The following is a 17,637-nucleotide window of genomic DNA, read 5'->3' as shown; positions in this document are numbered from 1 at the left end:
CCTCCTCTCCCGGCGCACGCCTCTACCGCACCGGCGACAGGGCCCGCTGGCTGCACGACGGCACCCTCCAGTTCCTCGGCCGCCTCGATGACCAGGTGAAGCTGCGCGGCATCCGCATCGAATTGGGGGAAGTCGAGGCCGCCCTGCGCCTCCACCCCTTCCTCTCCGACGTCGCCCTCCTGCTCCGGGAGGACGCTCCCGGCGACAAGCGCCTCGTCGCCTACTTCACCGCTTCCCAGCCTCCCCAAGCCTCCGAGCTGCGCTCCTTCCTGGAGCAGCGTCTGCCCTCCTTCATGGTCCCCTCCGCCTTCGTCCTCCTGGACGCGCTGCCCCTCACGGCCGCGGGCAAGGTCGACCGCAAGGCGCTGCCTGCTCCGGACGGTCTGCGGCTGGGGGCACAGGAGAGCTACGTCGAACCGGGCACCGAGCTGGAACGCGCCATCGCGCGCATCTGGCAGGAACAGCTCCGGCTGGTGCGCGTCGGGCGCGACGAGCGCTTCTTCGACCTGGGAGGCAACTCCCTGTCCATCGTCCAGGTCCACGGCAAGCTGCGCGGGGTGTTGGGCCTCGACGTCTCGCTGGCGGATCTCTTCCAGTACCCCACCGTGGGCGCGCTGGCCACGCACCTCGCGCGGGCCGACGAGCGCCCCTCCACCGAGGAGAAGGGCCAGCGCCGCGTGCAGGCCCGGCGCGAGCGCGCCGGACAGCGCGGCAGGCCGGCCCGGACCCAGCGTTCTTCCAGTGAGGATGATCAGGATGAGTGACACGCAGCCGGCCCGGCACGAGGGCGTCGCCATCATCGGCATGGCGGGTCGCTTCCCCGGCGCCCCCGACCTGGAGACCTTCTGGAAGAACCTGCTCCACGGCGTGGAGGCCCGCACCGTCCTCTCCGATGAGGAGTTGGAGTCCGCGGGCGTGCCGCATCCCCTGCGCACCCAGCCCCACTACGTGCGCTCCGGCTTCTTCCTGGACGGCGTGGAGCTGTTCGACGCGGGCTTCTTCGGCCTGACGCCGCGCGAGGCGGAGCTGTTGGATCCGCAGCAGCGCTTCTTCCTGGAGTGCGCGTGGGAGGCCCTGGAGCGGGCGGGCTACGCCAGCTCCCAGGAGGACCTCTCCGTCGGCGTCTTCGCGGGCGCCAGCGCCAGCAGCTACCTGCTGTCGAACCTGCTGTCGCGGCCGGAGCTGGTGCGCACCGTGGGCGCCCAGGCGCTCACCCTGGCCAATGACAAGGACTACCTGGCCACGCGTGCCTCGTACCTGCTCGACCTGCGGGGCCCCAGCGTCACCGTGCAGACGGCGTGCTCGACCTCGCTGGTCGCGGTGCATCTGGCGTGTCAGGCGCTGCTGAACGGGGAGATGGACGTGGCGCTCGCGGGCGGCGTGTCCATCCCCGTGCCTCACCGCGTGGGCTACCTGCACCAGCCGGGCTCCATCGCGTCCGCGGACGGACACTGCCGCGCCTTCGACGCGGAGGCCCAGGGAACCGTCTCGGGCTCCGGCGTCGGGCTGGTGGTGCTCAAGCCGCTGGAGCGCGCGCTGGAGGACGGCGACACCGTCCTCGCCGTCATCCGCGCCTCCGCGCTGAACAACGACGGCGCCACGAAGGTGGGCTACACCGCGCCGAGCGTGGAGGGCCAGGCCGCCGTCATCCACGAGGCGCTGGCCATGTCGGGCCTGACGCCCGCGGACATCCAGTACGTGGAGGCCCACGGCACGGGCACCGCGCTGGGAGACCCCATCGAGGTCTCCGCGCTCAACCAGGCCTTCGAGAGCCGGCCCGCGTCCGCCGGGCCCTGCGCGCTGGGCTCGCTCAAGCCGAACATCGGACACCTGGACGCGGCGGCGGGCGTCGCGGGGCTGATGAAGACGGTGCTGGCGCTCCAGCACGGCAAGCTCCCGCCCAGCCTGCACTTCCACCAGCCGAGCCCCATGGCCGACTTCGCACGGGGTCCCTTCCAGGTCGTCACCGGGGCGCGTGACTGGACGCCGCACGACGCGCCCCGGCGCGCGGGCGTCAGCTCCTTCGGCATGGGTGGCACCAACGCGCACGTGGTGCTGGAGCAGGCGCCAGAGGCCGGGCGCGCCAGGGAAGCACGCCCCTGGCATGTGCTGATGCTGTCGGCCCGGACGGAGCAGGCGCTGGACGCGGCGACGGACCAGCTGGCGGCGTGGATGGAGCGTCATCCGGACGCGGCGCTGGCCGACGTGGCCCACACGCTCCACGCGGGCCGGCGGCGCTTCGAGCACCGGCGCATCCTCGTCTGCCAGGACGCGGAGGACGCGCGTCAGGGCCTGACGTCACGCGACGCGCGGCGGCTGCTCACCCTGCCGTCCGAAGGCGCGGACAGCCCCGTCGTCTTCCTCTTTCCGGGACAGGGCGCGCAGCACGCCAGCATGGGCCAGGGGCTGTACGCGTCCGAGCCCGTCTTCCGCAAGCACGTGGACCGCTGCTGCGAGCTGCTCCAGCCGCAGCTGGGGCTGGACCTGCGCGCCGTGCTCTACCCCGCCGACGGAGGACGGGAGCAGGCCCAGGAGCGCCTGCGGGACACGGCGCTCGCGCAGCCCGCGCTGTTCGTCACGGCGTATGCGCTCGCGCGCCTGTGGATGTCCCTGGGCGTCCGCCCGAAGGCCATGCTGGGTCACAGCGTGGGTGAGTACGTCGCGGCCTGCCTCGCGGACGTGATGTCGCTGGAGGACGCGCTCGCGCTGGTGGCGGCCCGCGGCAAGCTCATGCAGTCGCTGCCCGAGGGCGCCATGCTGTCCGTGGCGCTGTCCGAGCAGGCCCTGCGTCCGCTGCTGGGGAACGGGCTGTCGCTGGCGGCCATCAACGCGCCCTCGCTCTGCGTCGCGTCAGGCCCCGTGGCCCAGGTGGAGGACCTGGAGGCGCGGCTGCGGGAGCGCGGCGTGGAGCACCGGCGCCTGCACACCTCGCACGCGTTCCACTCGTCGATGATGTCGCCCATCCTCGACGCGTTCGAGGCCCGCGTGCGGCGGACGCGACTGGCGCCGCCGAAGCTGCCCTACCTCTCCAACGTGACGGGCGCGTGGGTGACGGCGGAGCAGGCCACGGACCCGCGCTACTGGGTGGAGCACCTGCGCCAGCCGGTGCGGTTCGCGGACGCCCTGGGCGCGCTGCTCCAGGAGCCCGAGCGGGTGTTCCTGGAAGTGGGCCCCGGGCAGACGCTGACCCTGTTGGCCCGGCAGGCGGGCCCCCACGCGGTGGGGCGCGCGATGTTCACCTCCATGCGGCGCCCCCAGGACACCGCGCCAGACGCCGCGGTGCTGCTGGAGACCGCGGGGCGCCTGTGGATGGCGGGCGCCCGGCTGAAGCCGGACAGACTCCACGGCTCCACGCGGCGGATCCCCCTGCCCACGTATCCCTTCCAGCGCCAGCGCTATTGGATTGACGCGGGCACCGCCCCTGGCGCTGTCCCGGAGGCCCGGGACGCCACCGCGCGCAAGGAGTGCGCGGAGTGGTTCTACCGGCCGGTGTGGAAGCGGGCCCTGCCGCCCCCTGCCCCCGCGATCGCGGAACCCGGCCGGTGGCTGGTGTTGCTCGATGGCGCGGACCTGGGCTCGCGCCTGGCCGCGCACCTGGTGGGCCAGGGCGAGGACGTGGTGACGGTGACCCCGGGCGGAGCCTTCCTCCGCCAGGGCGAGCGCCAGTACACGCTCGACGTCCACCAGCCGGAGCACTACGCCCTGCTGCTGTCCGCGCTCCAGGCCGACAGCGGCATCCCCCAGCACATCGTCCAGCTCTCCGGCCTGGGCACCGGCACGGACAGCCTCTCCGGCTTCCACGGGTTGCTCTTCCTCGCCCAGGCGCTGCGGGCCCACGAGGCCCACGGGCCCTTCGAGCTGAATGTCATCACCCGGGGCACGCAGGACGTCACGGGCGACGAGCGCCTGGAGCCGGGCCGGGCCACGGTGCTGGGCCCGTGCAAGGTCCTGCCCCAGGAGGAGCCCGCGCTGCGCTGCCGCGCCATCGACGTGGTGCCTCCGGAGGACGGCGGCCCCGAACCGCGGCTGGTGGCGCGGCTCGCGGACGAGCTCCGCGCGCCGATGGACGGGACGGCGGTGGCCTACCGGTCGGGCCAGCGCTGGAGGGAGTCCTTCGAGCCCGTGCGGCTTCCCGCGCCAGCGGGCCGCCCGGCCCTGCTGCGCGAGCGCGGCGTCTACCTCATCACCGGCGGCCTGGGCCGCATCGGACTGGCGCAGGCGGAGGTGCTCTTCGAGAAGGCGCGGGCCCGGCTGGTGCTGGTGGGCCGCACCGCCATGCCCGAGCGGTCCACCTGGGAGGACCATGTCCGCACCCACGACGCGCACGACGCCACCCGCCGGACGCTGGAGCGGCTGATGGCGCTCGAACAGCGGGGCGCGGAGGTGCTGTGGGTGCGCGCGGACGTCGCCCGGCGCGAGCAACTGGAAGCGGCGGTCGCCGCGGCTCGGGCGCGGTTTGGTGAGCTGCACGGCGTCATCCATTCGGCGGGCAGCGTGGGCGAGCAGACCTTCCTCCTCGCGAACGAGGCGACCCCGGCGCGGTGCGAGGAGCAGTTCCAGGCGAAGGTCCACGGCACGTGGGCCCTGGACGAAGCGCTGCGGGACGTGCCCCTGGACTTCGTGCTGCTCCAGTCCTCGCTGGCTTCGGTGCTCGGCGGTCTGGGCTTCAGCGCGTACGCGGCGGCCAATGCCTTCCTGGACGCCTTCGCGGCCATGCGCTCGCGCACCGGGGGCACGCCGTGGTTGAGCGTGAACTGGCCCGGCTGGCACACCGCGGAGGGCCGCCCCGCCGAACACGCGGTCTCCCTCTCCGAGGGGTTGGAGGCCTTCCTCCGGCTCCTGGACGCGCCCGCCACCGCGCGCTGGGCCGTGTGCACCACGGACCTGTCCGCGCAGGCCGCCCGCTGGCTCCAGGCCGCGGCGCCCTCCGCCCCGAAGAAGGTGGGCGCCCGGCATCCGCGTCCCCCCCTGGCCACCCGGTACGTGGCGCCGCGCGACGACGTGGAGCAGGCGCTGGCCACCTGCTGGGAGGAGCTGCTCGGCATCGACGGCATCGGCGTGGAGGACGACTTCTTCGAGCTGGGCGGCCACTCGCTGCTGGGCACGCAGGTGCTGTCACGCGTGCGCGAGCTGTACCGGGTGGACCTGTCCCTGCGCGGTCTCTTCGAATCCCCCACCATCGCCGCGCTCGCGCTGGCCATCGTCAAGCACAAGGCGGCGACGGCGGACGCGCGGATGCTGGAAGCCCTCCTGGCCGAGTTGGAGTGAACAGACATGAGTGACATCGACCAGCGGATCGCCAGCCTGCCCCCGGAGAAGCGCGCGCTCCTGCTCAAGCGGCTCGCGGAGAAGGAGGCCGCCCAGGCCGGCGCGAAGGCCACGGCGCCAGCGATGCCCACGCGCGACCCGGCCCTGCCCGCGCACCTGTCCTTCGCCCAGCAGCGGCTGTGGTTCCTGGAGCGGTTGCAGCCGGGCACGGCGCTCTACAACAACCCCGCCGCCTTCCGCATGCGCGGCGCCGTGGACGTGGCCGCGCTCGAGTACGGGCTGGCCCAGCTGGTGCGGCGGCACGAAGCGCTGCGCACCGTCTTCACGGAGCGGGACGGACAGCCCCTCCAGGTCATCCTGCCCTCGCTGGAGCCGAAGGTCGCGCTCGTGGACCTGCGCGAGCTGCCGGAGCCGGCGCGCGAGGCCGAGGCGCTGCGGCTGGCGCAGGAGGAGGCCCAGCGGCCCTTCGACCTGGAGACAGGCCCGCTGCTGCGCGTGGGGCTGCTGCGGCTGTCGGAGCGTGAGCACCTGCTGCTGCTGACCATGCACCACATCATCTCCGACGGCTGGTCGCTGGAGGTGCTGGTCCGCGAAGCGGTGACCTTCTACGCCGCGCGGCTTTCGGGAGCGCCCGCCGCGCTCGCGCCCCTGCCGGTGCAGTACGCCGACTTCGCCGCGTGGCAGCGCGGCTGGCTCCAGGGTGACGTGCTGCGCACGCAGCTGGACTACTGGAAGGAGCGGCTGGGCGGCACGCTCCCCGTCCTCCAGCTGCCCACGGACCGGCCGCGTCCCGCCGCGCTCACGCAGCGGGGCGCCACCCACACCTTCCTGTTGCCCGCCGCCACGCAACGCAAGCTGGAAGCCCTCTGCGCCCAGGAGGGCGTGACGCTGTTCATGGCGCTGCTGGCGGTCTTCCAGCTGCTGCTCGCGCGCCACACGTCCCAGGAGGACCTGGTGGTGGGCACGCCCATCGCCGGCCGCAACCGGCGGGAGACCGAAGGGCTCATCGGCTTCTTCATCAACACGCTGGTGCTGCGCACGGACCTGTCCAGGAACCCGTCCCTGCGCGAGCTGCTCCGCCGCGTGAAGGAGGTCTGCCTGGGGGCCTATGCCCACCAGGACCTGCCCTTCGAGACGCTGGTGGAAGCGCTCCAGCCGGAGCGGCACCTGAGCCGCACGCCGCTCTTCCAGGTGATGTTCAACCTCCAGAACACGTCCCCGGGCCCGGGTCAGCAGGCCCTGGCGGGCCTGACGCTCAGCCCCCTGGACCTGCATCCGGGCACGTCGATGTTCGACCTGAGCCTGTCGCTGGCCCCGCATGCGCAGGGGCTGACCGGGCTCTTCGAATACAGCACCGACCTCTTCGACCCGGCCACCGTCGCGCGGCTCGGTGAGCGCTACCTCGCGCTGGTGGAGGGCCTGGTGGCGGACCCGTCCCAGCGGGCGTGGGCGCTCCCCCTGATGGCGGAGACGGAGCGGCGGCGGGTGGTGCGCGCGTGGAGCAATGCCTCCGCGCGGCCCGCGCGGGAGGCGTGCCTGCACACGCTCTTCGAGGCGCAGGTGGCGCGCACCCCGGACGCGGTCGCGCTCGTCTTCCAGGAGCGCTCGCTCACGTACCGGGAGCTGGACGCGCGTTCCCGTCAGCTCGCGGGGCACCTGCGCGCGCTGGGAGTGGGCCCCGACGTGCGCGTGGGCCTGTGCCTGGAGCGCTCGCTGGAGCTCATCATCGGCATGCTGGGCATCCTCCAGGCGGGCGGCGCCTACGTGCCCATGGACCCCGCGCTGCCCGTGGGACGGCTTGCCCTGCTGCTGGAGGACAGCGCCGCGCCGGTGCTGCTGACCCAGCAGCGGCTGCTCGCGCAGCTGCCCGCGCATGCGGCCCGGGTGCTCTGCCTGGACTCGGACTGGGAGCGCATCGCGAGCGGGCCCGGGGACACGCGCCCCCCGGCCGTCGGCCCCGGCCATGTCGCGTACGTCATCTACACCTCCGGCTCCACCGGCAGGCCCAAGGGCGTGCTCATCGAGCACCGCGCGGCGTGCACCCTCGTGGCCGCCGAGGCGCCCATCTACGGGGTGGGCCCGGGCAGCCGGATGCTCCAGTTCGCGAACGTCAGCTTCGACATCTCCGTGGAGGAGATCTTCACGGCGCTGACCTCGGGCGCCACGCTGTGCCTCGCCCCCGCGGACGCGCTGGCCCCGGGCCGGCCGCTCCAGGAGCACCTGCGGGAGGCCGCCATCACGGTGGTGAGCCTGACGCCCGCGGTGCTCGCGGCGACGCCCTCGGAGGACCTGCCCGCGCTGCGCGTCGTCATCTCCGGCGGCGAGTCCTGCCCCGCGGAGCTCGTCGCACGCTGGGGCGCGGGACGCCGCTTCTTCAACACCTACGGTCCCACGGAAGGCACGGTGGTGGCGACGCTGGTGGAGTGCGTGACGGGGGACGAAGCGCCCCCCATCGGCCGGCCGCTGGAACACGTGGAGGTGTACGTGCTCGACGCGCGGCTGGAGCCGGTGCCTCCTGGCGTGCACGGGGAGCTGTACCTGGGCGGCGCGGGCCTGGCCCGGGGCTACCTGGACCGGCCGGCGCTGACGGCCGAGCGCTTCATCCCCCACCCCTTCGCCACGGCCGCCGGACAGCGGCTGTACCGCACGGGGGACGTGGTGCGCTTTCGCGAGGACGGACAGCTCGCGTACCTGGGCCGCGCGGACACGCAGGTGAAGGTGCGCGGCTTCCGCATCGAACCCGGCGAGGTGGAGGCCGTGGTGCGCGGGCGCCCGGAGGTCCGGGACGCGGCCGTGCTCGTGCGCGAGGACGCGCCGGGCGACAAGCGGCTGGTGGCCTACGTCGTCCCCGCGCCCGGCCATTCGCTGGACGCCGCGGGGCTCCGCCGCGCGCTGAAGGACGCCCTGCCCGACTACATGGTGCCGTCCGCCTTCGCCGTGCTGGACGCCCTGCCCCTGACGCCCAACGGCAAGCTGGACCGCGCCGCCCTGCCCGCGCCAGTCCAGGGCGCGGTGCGCGAGCGCGAGTACGCCGCGCCCCGCACCGACGTGCAGCGCCAGCTCTCGGACATCTGGTCGGAGCTCTTGCGCGTGGAGCGTGTCGGGCTCCACGACGACTTCTTCGAGCTGGGCGGCCACTCGCTGCTCACCACGCAGGTCCTGTCGCGGATCCGCAGGGTCTTCCAGGTGGAGCTGCCCCTGCGGGAGCTGTTCGACGCGCCCACGCTGGCGGGCCTGTCCGTCGCCGTGGAGGCCGCCATCGCCCGGGGCCAGGGCGTGCACCGGCCGCCGCTGGAGCGCACCCCGCGAGAGGCGCGGCTGTTGCCCTCCTTCGCCCAACAGCGGCTGCTCTTCCTGGAAGAGCTGGAGCCGGGCAGCCCGCTCTACAACATCCCCGCGGTCGTGCTGCTGGAGGGCGCGCTGGACGCCGGAGCGCTCGAAGCCGCCCTGTCCGAAGTGCTTCGCCGGCATGAGTCCCTGCGCACGACGTTCCACGTCGATGACGCGGGGCCGTTCGTGCGCATCGCGGCCAGCGCGCCGCGTGCCCTGGAGCAGGTGGACCTGGGCCCCCTGCCCGAAGGGGAGCGGCTGGCGGAGGCCCTGCGGCTCGCGCAGCAGGAGGCCCAGCGCCCCTTCGCGCTGGCAACGGGCCCGCTCCAGCGCGCGCGCCTGCTGCGGCTGGAGGCGCGGCGGCACGTGCTGGTGCTGACGATGCACCACATCGTGTCCGACGGCTGGTCCATGGGACTGCTCGTGCGGGAGGTGGGCGCCCTGTACGCGGCGTTCCACGCGGGCCAGCCCTCGCCGCTGCCGGAGCTGGCGTTCCAGTACACCGACTTCGCGGCGTGGCAGCGCGGCTGGCTGCACGGTGCGGCGCTGGAGGCGCAGCTCGACTGGTGGCGCCAGCAGCTGGCGGGAGCAGCGCCCGTCCTGGACCTGCCCACGGACCGGCCGCGTCCCGCGACCCAGACCTTCCGGGGCGCCACCGTCCCGGTGCGCATGCCCGTGGAGCTGGCCCTGGCCGTGCGGGCGCGGTGTCAGGAAGAGGGCGTCACGCCCTTCATGCTGCTGCTGGCCGCCTTCCAGGTGCTGCTGCACCGGTACTCGGGACAGGACGACATCAGCGTCGGCTCGCCCATCGCGGGCCGGAACGTGGCGGAGTCCGAAGACCTGCTCGGCCTGTTCGTCAACTCCCTGGTGCTGCGCGCGCGGCTGGGTGAAGCCACCACCTTCCGCGAGCTGCTGGCCCAGGTGCGGGAGACGACCCTGGGCGCCTATGCGCACCAGGACCTGCCCTTCGAGCGGCTCGTGGAAGCGCTCCGCCCCGCGCGCGACCTCAGCCGTCCCCCCCTCTTCCAGGTGATGTTCGTCCACGACCAGGAGGCGCAGCGGGAGCTGGCGCTGCCGGACCTCACCCTGCGCCCGCTGGGAATCGAGCAGCGCACGTCCAAGTTCGACCTCACGCTCTTCTTGTCCGTCACCCCTGACGGCCTGGGCGGCGCGTTCGAATACAACGCGGACCTCTTCGACGCCGCGACGCTCGAACGCATGGCCGGGCACCTCCAGCACCTGCTGCGCGCCGCCGTCGCGCAGCCGGCCCTGCCCCTCTCCCGCCTGCCCCTGCTTCCAGAGCAGGAGGCGCACCAGGTGCTGCGCGACTGGAACGCCACGCACGCGGCCTTCGCGGGCGAGGACTGCCTCCACCACGCCATCGAAGCCCAGGCCCTGCGCACGCCGGACGCGCTCGCCGTCCTGGACGACACGCGGACGCTCACCTTCCAGGAGCTGGACGCGCACGCCAACCGGCTCGCCCGGTACCTGATGCTCCAGGGCGTGGGGCCCGAGGCCCGCGTGGCCTTGTGCCTGGAGCGTGGCGTGGAGCTGGTGGTGGCCGTGCTGGCCATCCTCAAGACCGGGGGCGCGTACGTCCCCATCGACCCGGCCTACCCGCATGAGCGCCAGGCCTTCGTGGTGAAGGACAGCGGGACCCGGCTCGTCGTGACCCAGACGCTCCTCGCGTCGCGCTTCGACGCACCCGGGGTGGCCGTGCTGTGCCTGGACGACTCCACCGTGCGGGAGGCCCTGGGCCAGCAGAGCGCGGCCACGCCGCCGCGCGTGGGCCGGCCGGAGCACCTGGCCTATGTCATCTACACGTCGGGCTCCACCGGCTGGCCCAAGGGCGTGATGATTGAGCACGCGTCGGTGATGAACCTGCGCGGCGCGCTCGCGGACACCGCGCACGCGGGCACCCGGGTCCCCCAGCGGGTCACCCTCAACGCCCCGCTCGTCTTCGACGCCTCCGTGCAGCAGCTGGTGCGGTTGGCGGACGGGCACGCGCTGTGCGTCGTGCCCCAGGAAGCCCGCGAGGACGCGGCCCTGCTGGTGGCGTGGCTGGAGCGCCACGCGGTGGACGTGCTGGACTGCTCGCCTTCGCACCTGCGCCTGCTGCTGGAGGAAGGCCTGGGCGCGAAGCGTCCCTTGCGCGTGTTGGTGGGCGGAGAGGCCGTGGACGCCGCGCTGTGGGCGGCGCTGGCGGCGCATCCCCGCATCGACTGCTTCAACGTCTACGGCCCCACCGAATGCACGGTGGACTCCACCTGTCGCGCGGTGCGGGGCACGGAGCGCCCCACGCTGGGCGGCCCGTTGGCCAACGCGCGCGCCTACGTGCTGGACGGGCACCTGCGGCCCGTGCCCGTGGGAGTGCCAGGGGAGCTGTTCATCGGCGGCGCGGGGCTCGCCCGGGGCTACCTGGGCCGGGCGGACCTCACCGCCGAGCGCTTCCTGCCGCACCCCTTCGCCACGGTCCCTGGCGAGCGGCTGTACCGCACCGGCGACAAGGCCCGCTGGCTTGCCACGGGCGAGCTGGACTTCCTGGGCCGCGTCGACTTCCAGGTGAAGCTGCGCGGCTTCCGCATCGAGCTGGGGGAGATCGAAGCGGTGCTCGCGCGGCACGCCACGGTGGGCAAGGCCGTGGTCGCGGTGCGCGAGGACTCGCCGGGCCACCCCCGGCTGGTGGCCTACGTCGTCCCGGCCCCGGGAGCGCAGCTGGCCTCCGCGGCCCTGCGGGAGCACGCGGAGCAGCGGCTCCCGGAGTTCATGGTCCCCACGGTGTTCGTGACGCTGGCGTCGCTGCCCCTCACCGTCAATGGCAAGGTGGACCGCCGCGCGTTGCCGGCCCCCGAGCCCGTCACCGTCACGCGGGCCGCCACGGGGGCGCGGACGCCCGTGGAGCACACGCTGGTCGCCGTCTGGGCCTCCGTGCTGCGGCGCGAGGACATTGGCATCCACGACAACTTCTTCGAGCTGGGCGGCGACTCCATCAGCAGCATGCAGGTCAGCAGCCGCGCGCGTCAGGCCGGCCTGCGGGTCACCCCCAAGCAGCTCTTCCGGCACCAGACCATCGCGGAGCTGGCCCGGGTGGTGACGCAGGGCGCGTCGCGCCCAGATGAGCAGGGGCCGGTCACCGGCCGCGTGCCGCTCACGCCCATCCAGCACGTGTTCTTCCAGCAGGGCTCCCCGCAGCCCCACCACTTCAACCAGTCCGTGCTGCTGGAGCCCCGCGAGCGCCTGGACGCCGCGCGGCTGGCGCGAGCGGTTGACCACGTGACGCGGCACCACGACGCCCTGCGGACGCGCTTCACCCGCACGGCGGAAGGCTGGGAGCAGCACGTGGACGGACCGGGCGCCACGGCGGCGCTGAGCCAGGTGGACCTGTCGCACCTGCCCGAGGACGCGCGGAGCCCGGCGCTGGAGCAGGCGGCGGCCACCGTGCAGCGCGGGTTCCGGCTGGACCAGGGCCCCCTGCTCCATGCGGCCCTCTTCGAGCGGGGCGAAGGCCAGTCCCAGCGGCTGCTGCTGGTGGTGCACCACCTGGTGGTGGACGCGGTGTCCTGGCGGTACCTGCTGGAGGACCTGGAGACGGCCTACCAGCACCTGGGGCGGGGCGAGCCCGTGGTCCTGCCGCCCAAGACGACGTCCTTCAAGACCTGGGCGGAGCGGCTGGAAGCTCACGCGCGCTCGGAGGCCTTGGAGCGCGAGCTGCCGTTCTGGCTCGCGGGTGCGGCGCAGGCCGCGCGGCCGCTGCCCGTGGACAAGGCGGGGGAGAACACGCTGGCGTCGGCCCGCACGCACACCGTGTCGCTCGAAGTCGAGGAGACGCGCGTCCTGCTCCAGGAGGCCCTGGCCACCTTCCGCGCGCGGGTGGACGACGTGCTGCTCACCGCGCTCGTCCTCGCGTTCGCGCGGTGGACGGGGCAGCCCCGGCTCCGGGTGGACCGCGAAGGGCACGGCCGCGAAGAGCTCTTCGACGACGTGGACCTCTCCCGCACGGTGGGCTGGTTCACCGCGATGTCCCCCGTGTCGCTGGAGGCCGCCCCCGCCGAATCGCCGCTCCTCACGCTGCGCCGGGTGGGCAAGGCGCTGCGAGCGGTGCCTGGGAAGGGGCTGGGCCACGGCCTGCTGACGTACCTGCGCGCGGACGCGGCGTCGCGGCGGCTCCAGTCCCAGCCGCGCGCCCAGGTGCTCTTCAACTACCTGGGGCAGCTGGACACGCTCGCGGCGGGCACGGCCCTGTTCGCCCTGGCCTCCGAGCCAGGCGGCCCCGCGCAGAGCGACCAGGGTCCCCGCTCCCACCTGCTGGAGGTGAACGGGGGCGTGTTCCAGGGCCGGCTGGAGCTGGCCTGGACGTACAGCGAGAACCTGCACGAGCAAGGCACCATCGAAGCGCTGGCCCGGGGCTACCTGGAGGCCCTGCGGGCGCTGCTCGCGGAGCACCACGCGCAGCGCGCGTCCCGCCTGCCCCGGGTGGACCTGTCGCTGGCGGAGCTGGACCGGCACGTGCTGGAGCAGGTGCTGGAGCAGACCCCCGGCCTGGAAGACCTCTACCCGCTCTCCCCCGTGCAGGAGGGCATGCTCTTCCACGCGCGGCTCAGCCCCGGGTCGGGCGTGTACTTCGAACAGCTGGCGTGGACGTTCCGGGGCCCGGTGGACATGCCCCGGCTCCAACGCGCCTGGCGTGAGCTGGTGGAGCGCAACGCCATCCTGCGCACCACGTTCCTCTGGGAGTCGGTGCCACAGCCGCTCCAGGTCGTGCGCGCGCAGGTGGAGCTGGAGTGGGCGGAGCACGACTGGCGTGGGCTGGAGGCCGCCCAGCAGCAGGCGCGGCGGGAGGCCCTGCTGGACGAGGACCGGGCCCGGGGCTTCGACCTGGTGCGCACGCCGCCATCCCGGGTGGCGATGGTCCGGGTCGCGGAGGGCGAGTGGCGCTGCCACTGGAGCTTCCACCACCTGCTGCTGGACGGCTGGAGCGTGGGGCTGCTGTTCGATGAGCTCTTCGCGCTCTACGACGCGCTGGAACAGGGCGCACCGCCGCCGCGGGAGCGGGCACCGGAGTACAGGGGCTACATCGCCTGGTTGAAGCAGCAGGACCTGGGCGAGGCCGAGTCCTGGTGGCGCCGGACGCTCTCCGGCTTCACGACGCCCACGCCCCTGCCGGAGTCCACCGCGGCGGTCCGCGAGGGCGCGGGCGTGCCGGCGGTGAAGGAGCTGAAGCTCCGGCTGCCCGACGCGATGACGGAGTCGCTCCAGGCCTTCACCCGCCGCCACCGCGTCACGCTCAACACCCTGGCGCAGGGCACCTGGGGACTGGTGCTCGGCCGCCATGCGGGTGTGGACGACGTCGTCTTCGGAGCCACCGTCTCGGGCCGCCCCCCCGCGCTCGCTGGCGTGGAGGGGATGGTGGGCATGTTCATCAACACGCTGCCGGTGCGCGTGCGCCTCCCGTCGCACGAGGGACTGCTGCCGTGGCTCCAGCAGCTCCAGGAGCAGCAACTGGAGCTGCGGCAGTTCGAGCACAGCCCGCTGGTGCAGGTGCAGGGCTGGAGCCAGGTGCCGCGCGGGACGGCCCTCTTCGACAGCATCCTCGTCTTCGAGAACTACCCGCTGGCCTCCGAGGTGATGGAGCAGGCCCGGCGGCTGGAGATGGACGACGTCGAGCTGCTCGACCGGACCAACTACCCGCTCTCCGCCTGCGTGATGCCCCAGGACGCGACGGTGCTGATGCTGTCGTACGACACGGAGCGCTTCAGCGACGCCACCATCCAGGTGCTTCTGGGCCAGTGGCGCACCGCCCTGGAGCAGTTGCTGGAGGTCCCCGGAGGCCGGCTTTCGGACCTCACGCTGCTGTCGCCCGACGAGCGTCAGCGCATGCTCTTCGCCTGGAACGACTCGCACGTCGCCTTCACCCAGGACACCTGCGCGCACCACCTCTTCGGGGCCCAGGCCGCCCTCACACCCGATGCGCCCGCACTGGAGTGCGAGGGCACCACGCTCTCCTACCGGGAGCTGGACTCGCGCGCCAACCAGCTCGCGCACCACCTGCGCCTGGCGGGCGTGGGCCCTGACACCCCCGTGGGCCTGTGCTGCGAGCGCTCGCCGGAGCTCGTCATCGGCATGCTCGGCATCCTCAAGGCCGGCGGCGCCTTCCTGCCGCTGGACCCCGGCCATCCTCCAGAGCGCATCGCCTTCGTCCTGCGCGACGCGGCGGCGCCCATCCTCCTCACCCAGTCCGCCATCGCTGACGAGCTGCCCTCGCAAGGTGAGCAGGTGGTGTGCCTGGACGACGATTGGCGGGCCATCGCGCGTCAGCCCACGCACGCGCCCGCGACCCGCGTCCTGCCGGACCACCTCGCCTACGTCATCTACACCTCCGGCTCGACTGGCCTCCCCAAGGGCACCCTCCTTCACCACCGCGGCCTCTGCAACACCGCCCAGGCCGCCGTCCTGCGCCACGGCTTCGGCCCCGCCTCCCGCGTCCTCCAGTTCGCTTCCCCCTCCTTCGACGCCTCCGTCTGCGAGGTCTTCGCCTCCCTCCTCGCGGGCGCTTGCCTCGTCCTTGCTCCCGCGCACGCCTTGCTGCCGGGCGCGCCCCTCCAGTCCTTCCTCGCGGCCCACTCCATCTCCGCCGCCACCCTCACCCCTTCGGTCCTCGCACTCCTCCAGCCCGAGGCACTCCCCTCCCTTCGCACCGTCATCTCCGCGGGCGAGGCCTGCCCTCCAGAGCTCTCCCGCCGCTGGGCTCCGGGCCGAAACCTCCTCAACGCCTACGGGCCCACCGAGGCCAGCGTCTGCGCCTCCATCAACACGCGCCTCGGCCCTGACTCCCTCCACATCGGCTCCCCCTGGCCCAACACCTCCCTCTTCGTCCTCGACTCCTCCCTTCGCCCCGTTCCCCTCGGCGCTCCGGGTGAGCTCTTCATCTCAGGTGTCGGCCTCGCTCGCGGCTACCTCCGCCAGCCCTCCCTCACCGCGGAGCGCTTCCTCCCCCACCCCTTCTCCTCCTCTCCCGGCGCTCGCCTCTACCGCACCGGCGACAGGGTCCGCTGGCTGCCCGACGGCAACCTCCAGTTCCTCGGCCGCCTCGATGACCAGGTGAAGCTGCGCGGCATCCGCATCGAATTGGGGGAAGTCGAGGCCGCCCTGCGCCTCCACCCCTTCCTCTCCGACGTCGCCCTCCTGCTCCGCGAGGACGCTCCCGGCGACAAGCGCCTCGTCGCCTACTTCACCGCTTCCCAGCCTCCACAGGCCTCCGAGCTGCGCTCCTTCCTGGAGCACCGCCTGCCCTCCTTCATGGTCCCCTCCTCCTTCGTCCTCCTGGACGCGCTGCCCCTCACGGCCGCAGGCAAGGTCGACCGCAAGGCGCTGCCCCCTCCGGAGCAATTGGGGCTCACGGACCGCTACGTCGCGCCCCGGACGCCCACGGAAGAGCTGCTCGCGGGGCTCTGGGCCGACATGCTCGGCCACGAGCGCGTGGGCGTTCAGGATGACTTCTTCGAGCTGGGCGGGCACTCGCTGCTGGCCGCGCAGCTCATCACGCGGATCCGCGCCACCTTCGATCGCGAGCTGTCGCTCAACGATCTGTTCGAGGCCCCCACCGTCGCCGCGCTGGCGCTGAAGCTCGGCACGGTCCAGGAGTCCCTCCCGCTGTCTCCGGTGGAGCCCTGCGACCCCATGGAGGAGCTCCCGCTCTCCCTCGCCCAGCAGGCGTACTGGTCACCGGAGCGCGGAGGCCCCGCGAGCCCGCTCAACTCCGTGCCAATGGCCTTCCGCGTGGACGGACCGCTCGACGAAGCGGTGCTCGCCAGGGCACTGACGGAGCTGGTGCGCCGGCATGAAATCCTCCGCACCACCTTCCCCCGCGTGGACGGGGTGCCCGTCCAGCGCATCGCCGCACCCGGCGACTTCCCGCTGGCATGCCTCGACCTGGAGCCCATCGCGGAAGCCCAGCGCGAGCAGGCCGCCCTGTCACGGCTTCACGAAGCGGCCTGGCGTCCCTTCGACCTGGAGCAGGGCCCGCTGATGCGCGCGCTCCTGCTGCGGCTGGAGGAAGAGCGGCACCTGTTGCTGCTCAACCTCCACCACGCGCTCACGGACCTGGTGTCCGGGCAGGTGCTGATGACGGAGCTGGCGACGCTCCACGACGCCTTCCAGCACGGGCGGGAGTCACCGCTGGCCGAGCCCCCCTTGCAGTACCGGGACTTCACGCGCTGGCAGCACGCCTGGCTCCGCGGCGAAGTCCTCGACGGCCTGCGGAGCTGGTGGGGGCGGAAGCTGGAAGCCCCCCTGCCCCTCCCGGCGCTGCCGCGGGAGCCGTCGCGAGAGGCCGGTGACGGCGGACATGGCGCCGGGAGCGTCCCCTTCACCCTGACGCCGGAGGTCTCCGGACAGCTCGTCGCCCTGAGCCGTCGCGAGGGCGTCACGCCGTTCATCCTCCTGATGGCCTCCTTCCAGGTCCTGCTGGCGCGGGCCTCGGGCCACGAAGAGGCCCTGGTGTCCTTCGCCCATGCGCACCGGCCACGTCCTGAGCTGGAGCGGATGCCGGGCATGTTCGCCAACCTGCTCGTGGTGCGCACGCCGCTCGCGGGCAACCCCGGCTTCCGCGAGGTGCTGCGCCGCGCGCGCACCGCGTACCTGGAGGCGTTCGAACACGCGGGGCTGCCCCACGGAGAGCTGATGCGGCTGTTGGGCGCGAGCAGCACCCGGGCCCCGCCCGCGCTGCCCGCGGGGTTCTCCTTCGCGCAGGTGGGCCAGGCCCCCCAGGGACTGCCCGGGCTCACCCTGAGCCCCGTGCCGCTGGAGCTGGAGCAGACCGTGAGCGACGTGTCCCTGTCCGTGCTCCAGGGCCCGGACGGGTTCGGTGGAAGTTTCGAATATCGTGCCGGGCTGTTCCGCCGGGAGACGCTGGAGGCGCTGGGCCAGGCCTTCGTGGGACTCCTGGAGCGAGTGGCGGTGGAGCCAGAGGCGCGAGTGGACTCGCTGGTGGAGTCGTCTGGCGTGCTCGCGGGAACGTTGACGGGTCGGGGTGTCGCTTGA

3 protein-coding genes are annotated in these 17,637 nt (G+C 73.3%); all 3 read left to right on the top strand.

The window, feature by feature from the left end; translation table 11 throughout:
- Nucleotides 1-764, top strand: a 764-nt coding sequence (locus D7W82_RS02170) for a phosphopantetheine-binding protein (RefSeq protein WP_147439181.1), incomplete at its 5' end; no start/stop codon positions are given.
- Nucleotides 757-5,268, top strand: coding sequence for a type I polyketide synthase (locus tag D7W82_RS02165; RefSeq protein WP_120616726.1), 4,512 nt, complete (start codon nt 757-759; stop codon nt 5,266-5,268). The genes D7W82_RS02170 and D7W82_RS02165, both read left to right, overlap by 8 nt.
- Before the next feature lie 6 nt (nt 5,269-5,274).
- Nucleotides 5,275-17,637: a non-ribosomal peptide synthetase gene (locus D7W82_RS02160; RefSeq protein ID WP_120616725.1), complete on the top strand. Its 12,363-nt coding sequence runs from the start codon at nt 5,275-5,277 to the stop codon at nt 17,635-17,637.

Origin of the sequence: Corallococcus sp. CA049B (assembly GCF_003611685.1) — a bacterium.
In the GTDB taxonomy this organism is placed as follows: Bacteria; Myxococcota; Myxococcia; order Myxococcales; family Myxococcaceae; genus Corallococcus; species Corallococcus coralloides.
This window is presented reverse-complemented; position numbering and strand designations above follow the sequence as displayed.

Bases quoted from the DNA above. Each gene is read 5' to 3' on its own strand.
- D7W82_RS02165 (WP_120616726.1), top strand. From the start codon at position 757: ATGAGTGACACGCAGCCGGCCCGGCACGAGGGCGTCGCCATCATCGGC.
- D7W82_RS02160 (WP_120616725.1), top strand. From the start codon at position 5,275: ATGAGTGACATCGACCAGCGGATCGCCAGCCTGCCCCCGGAGAAGCGC.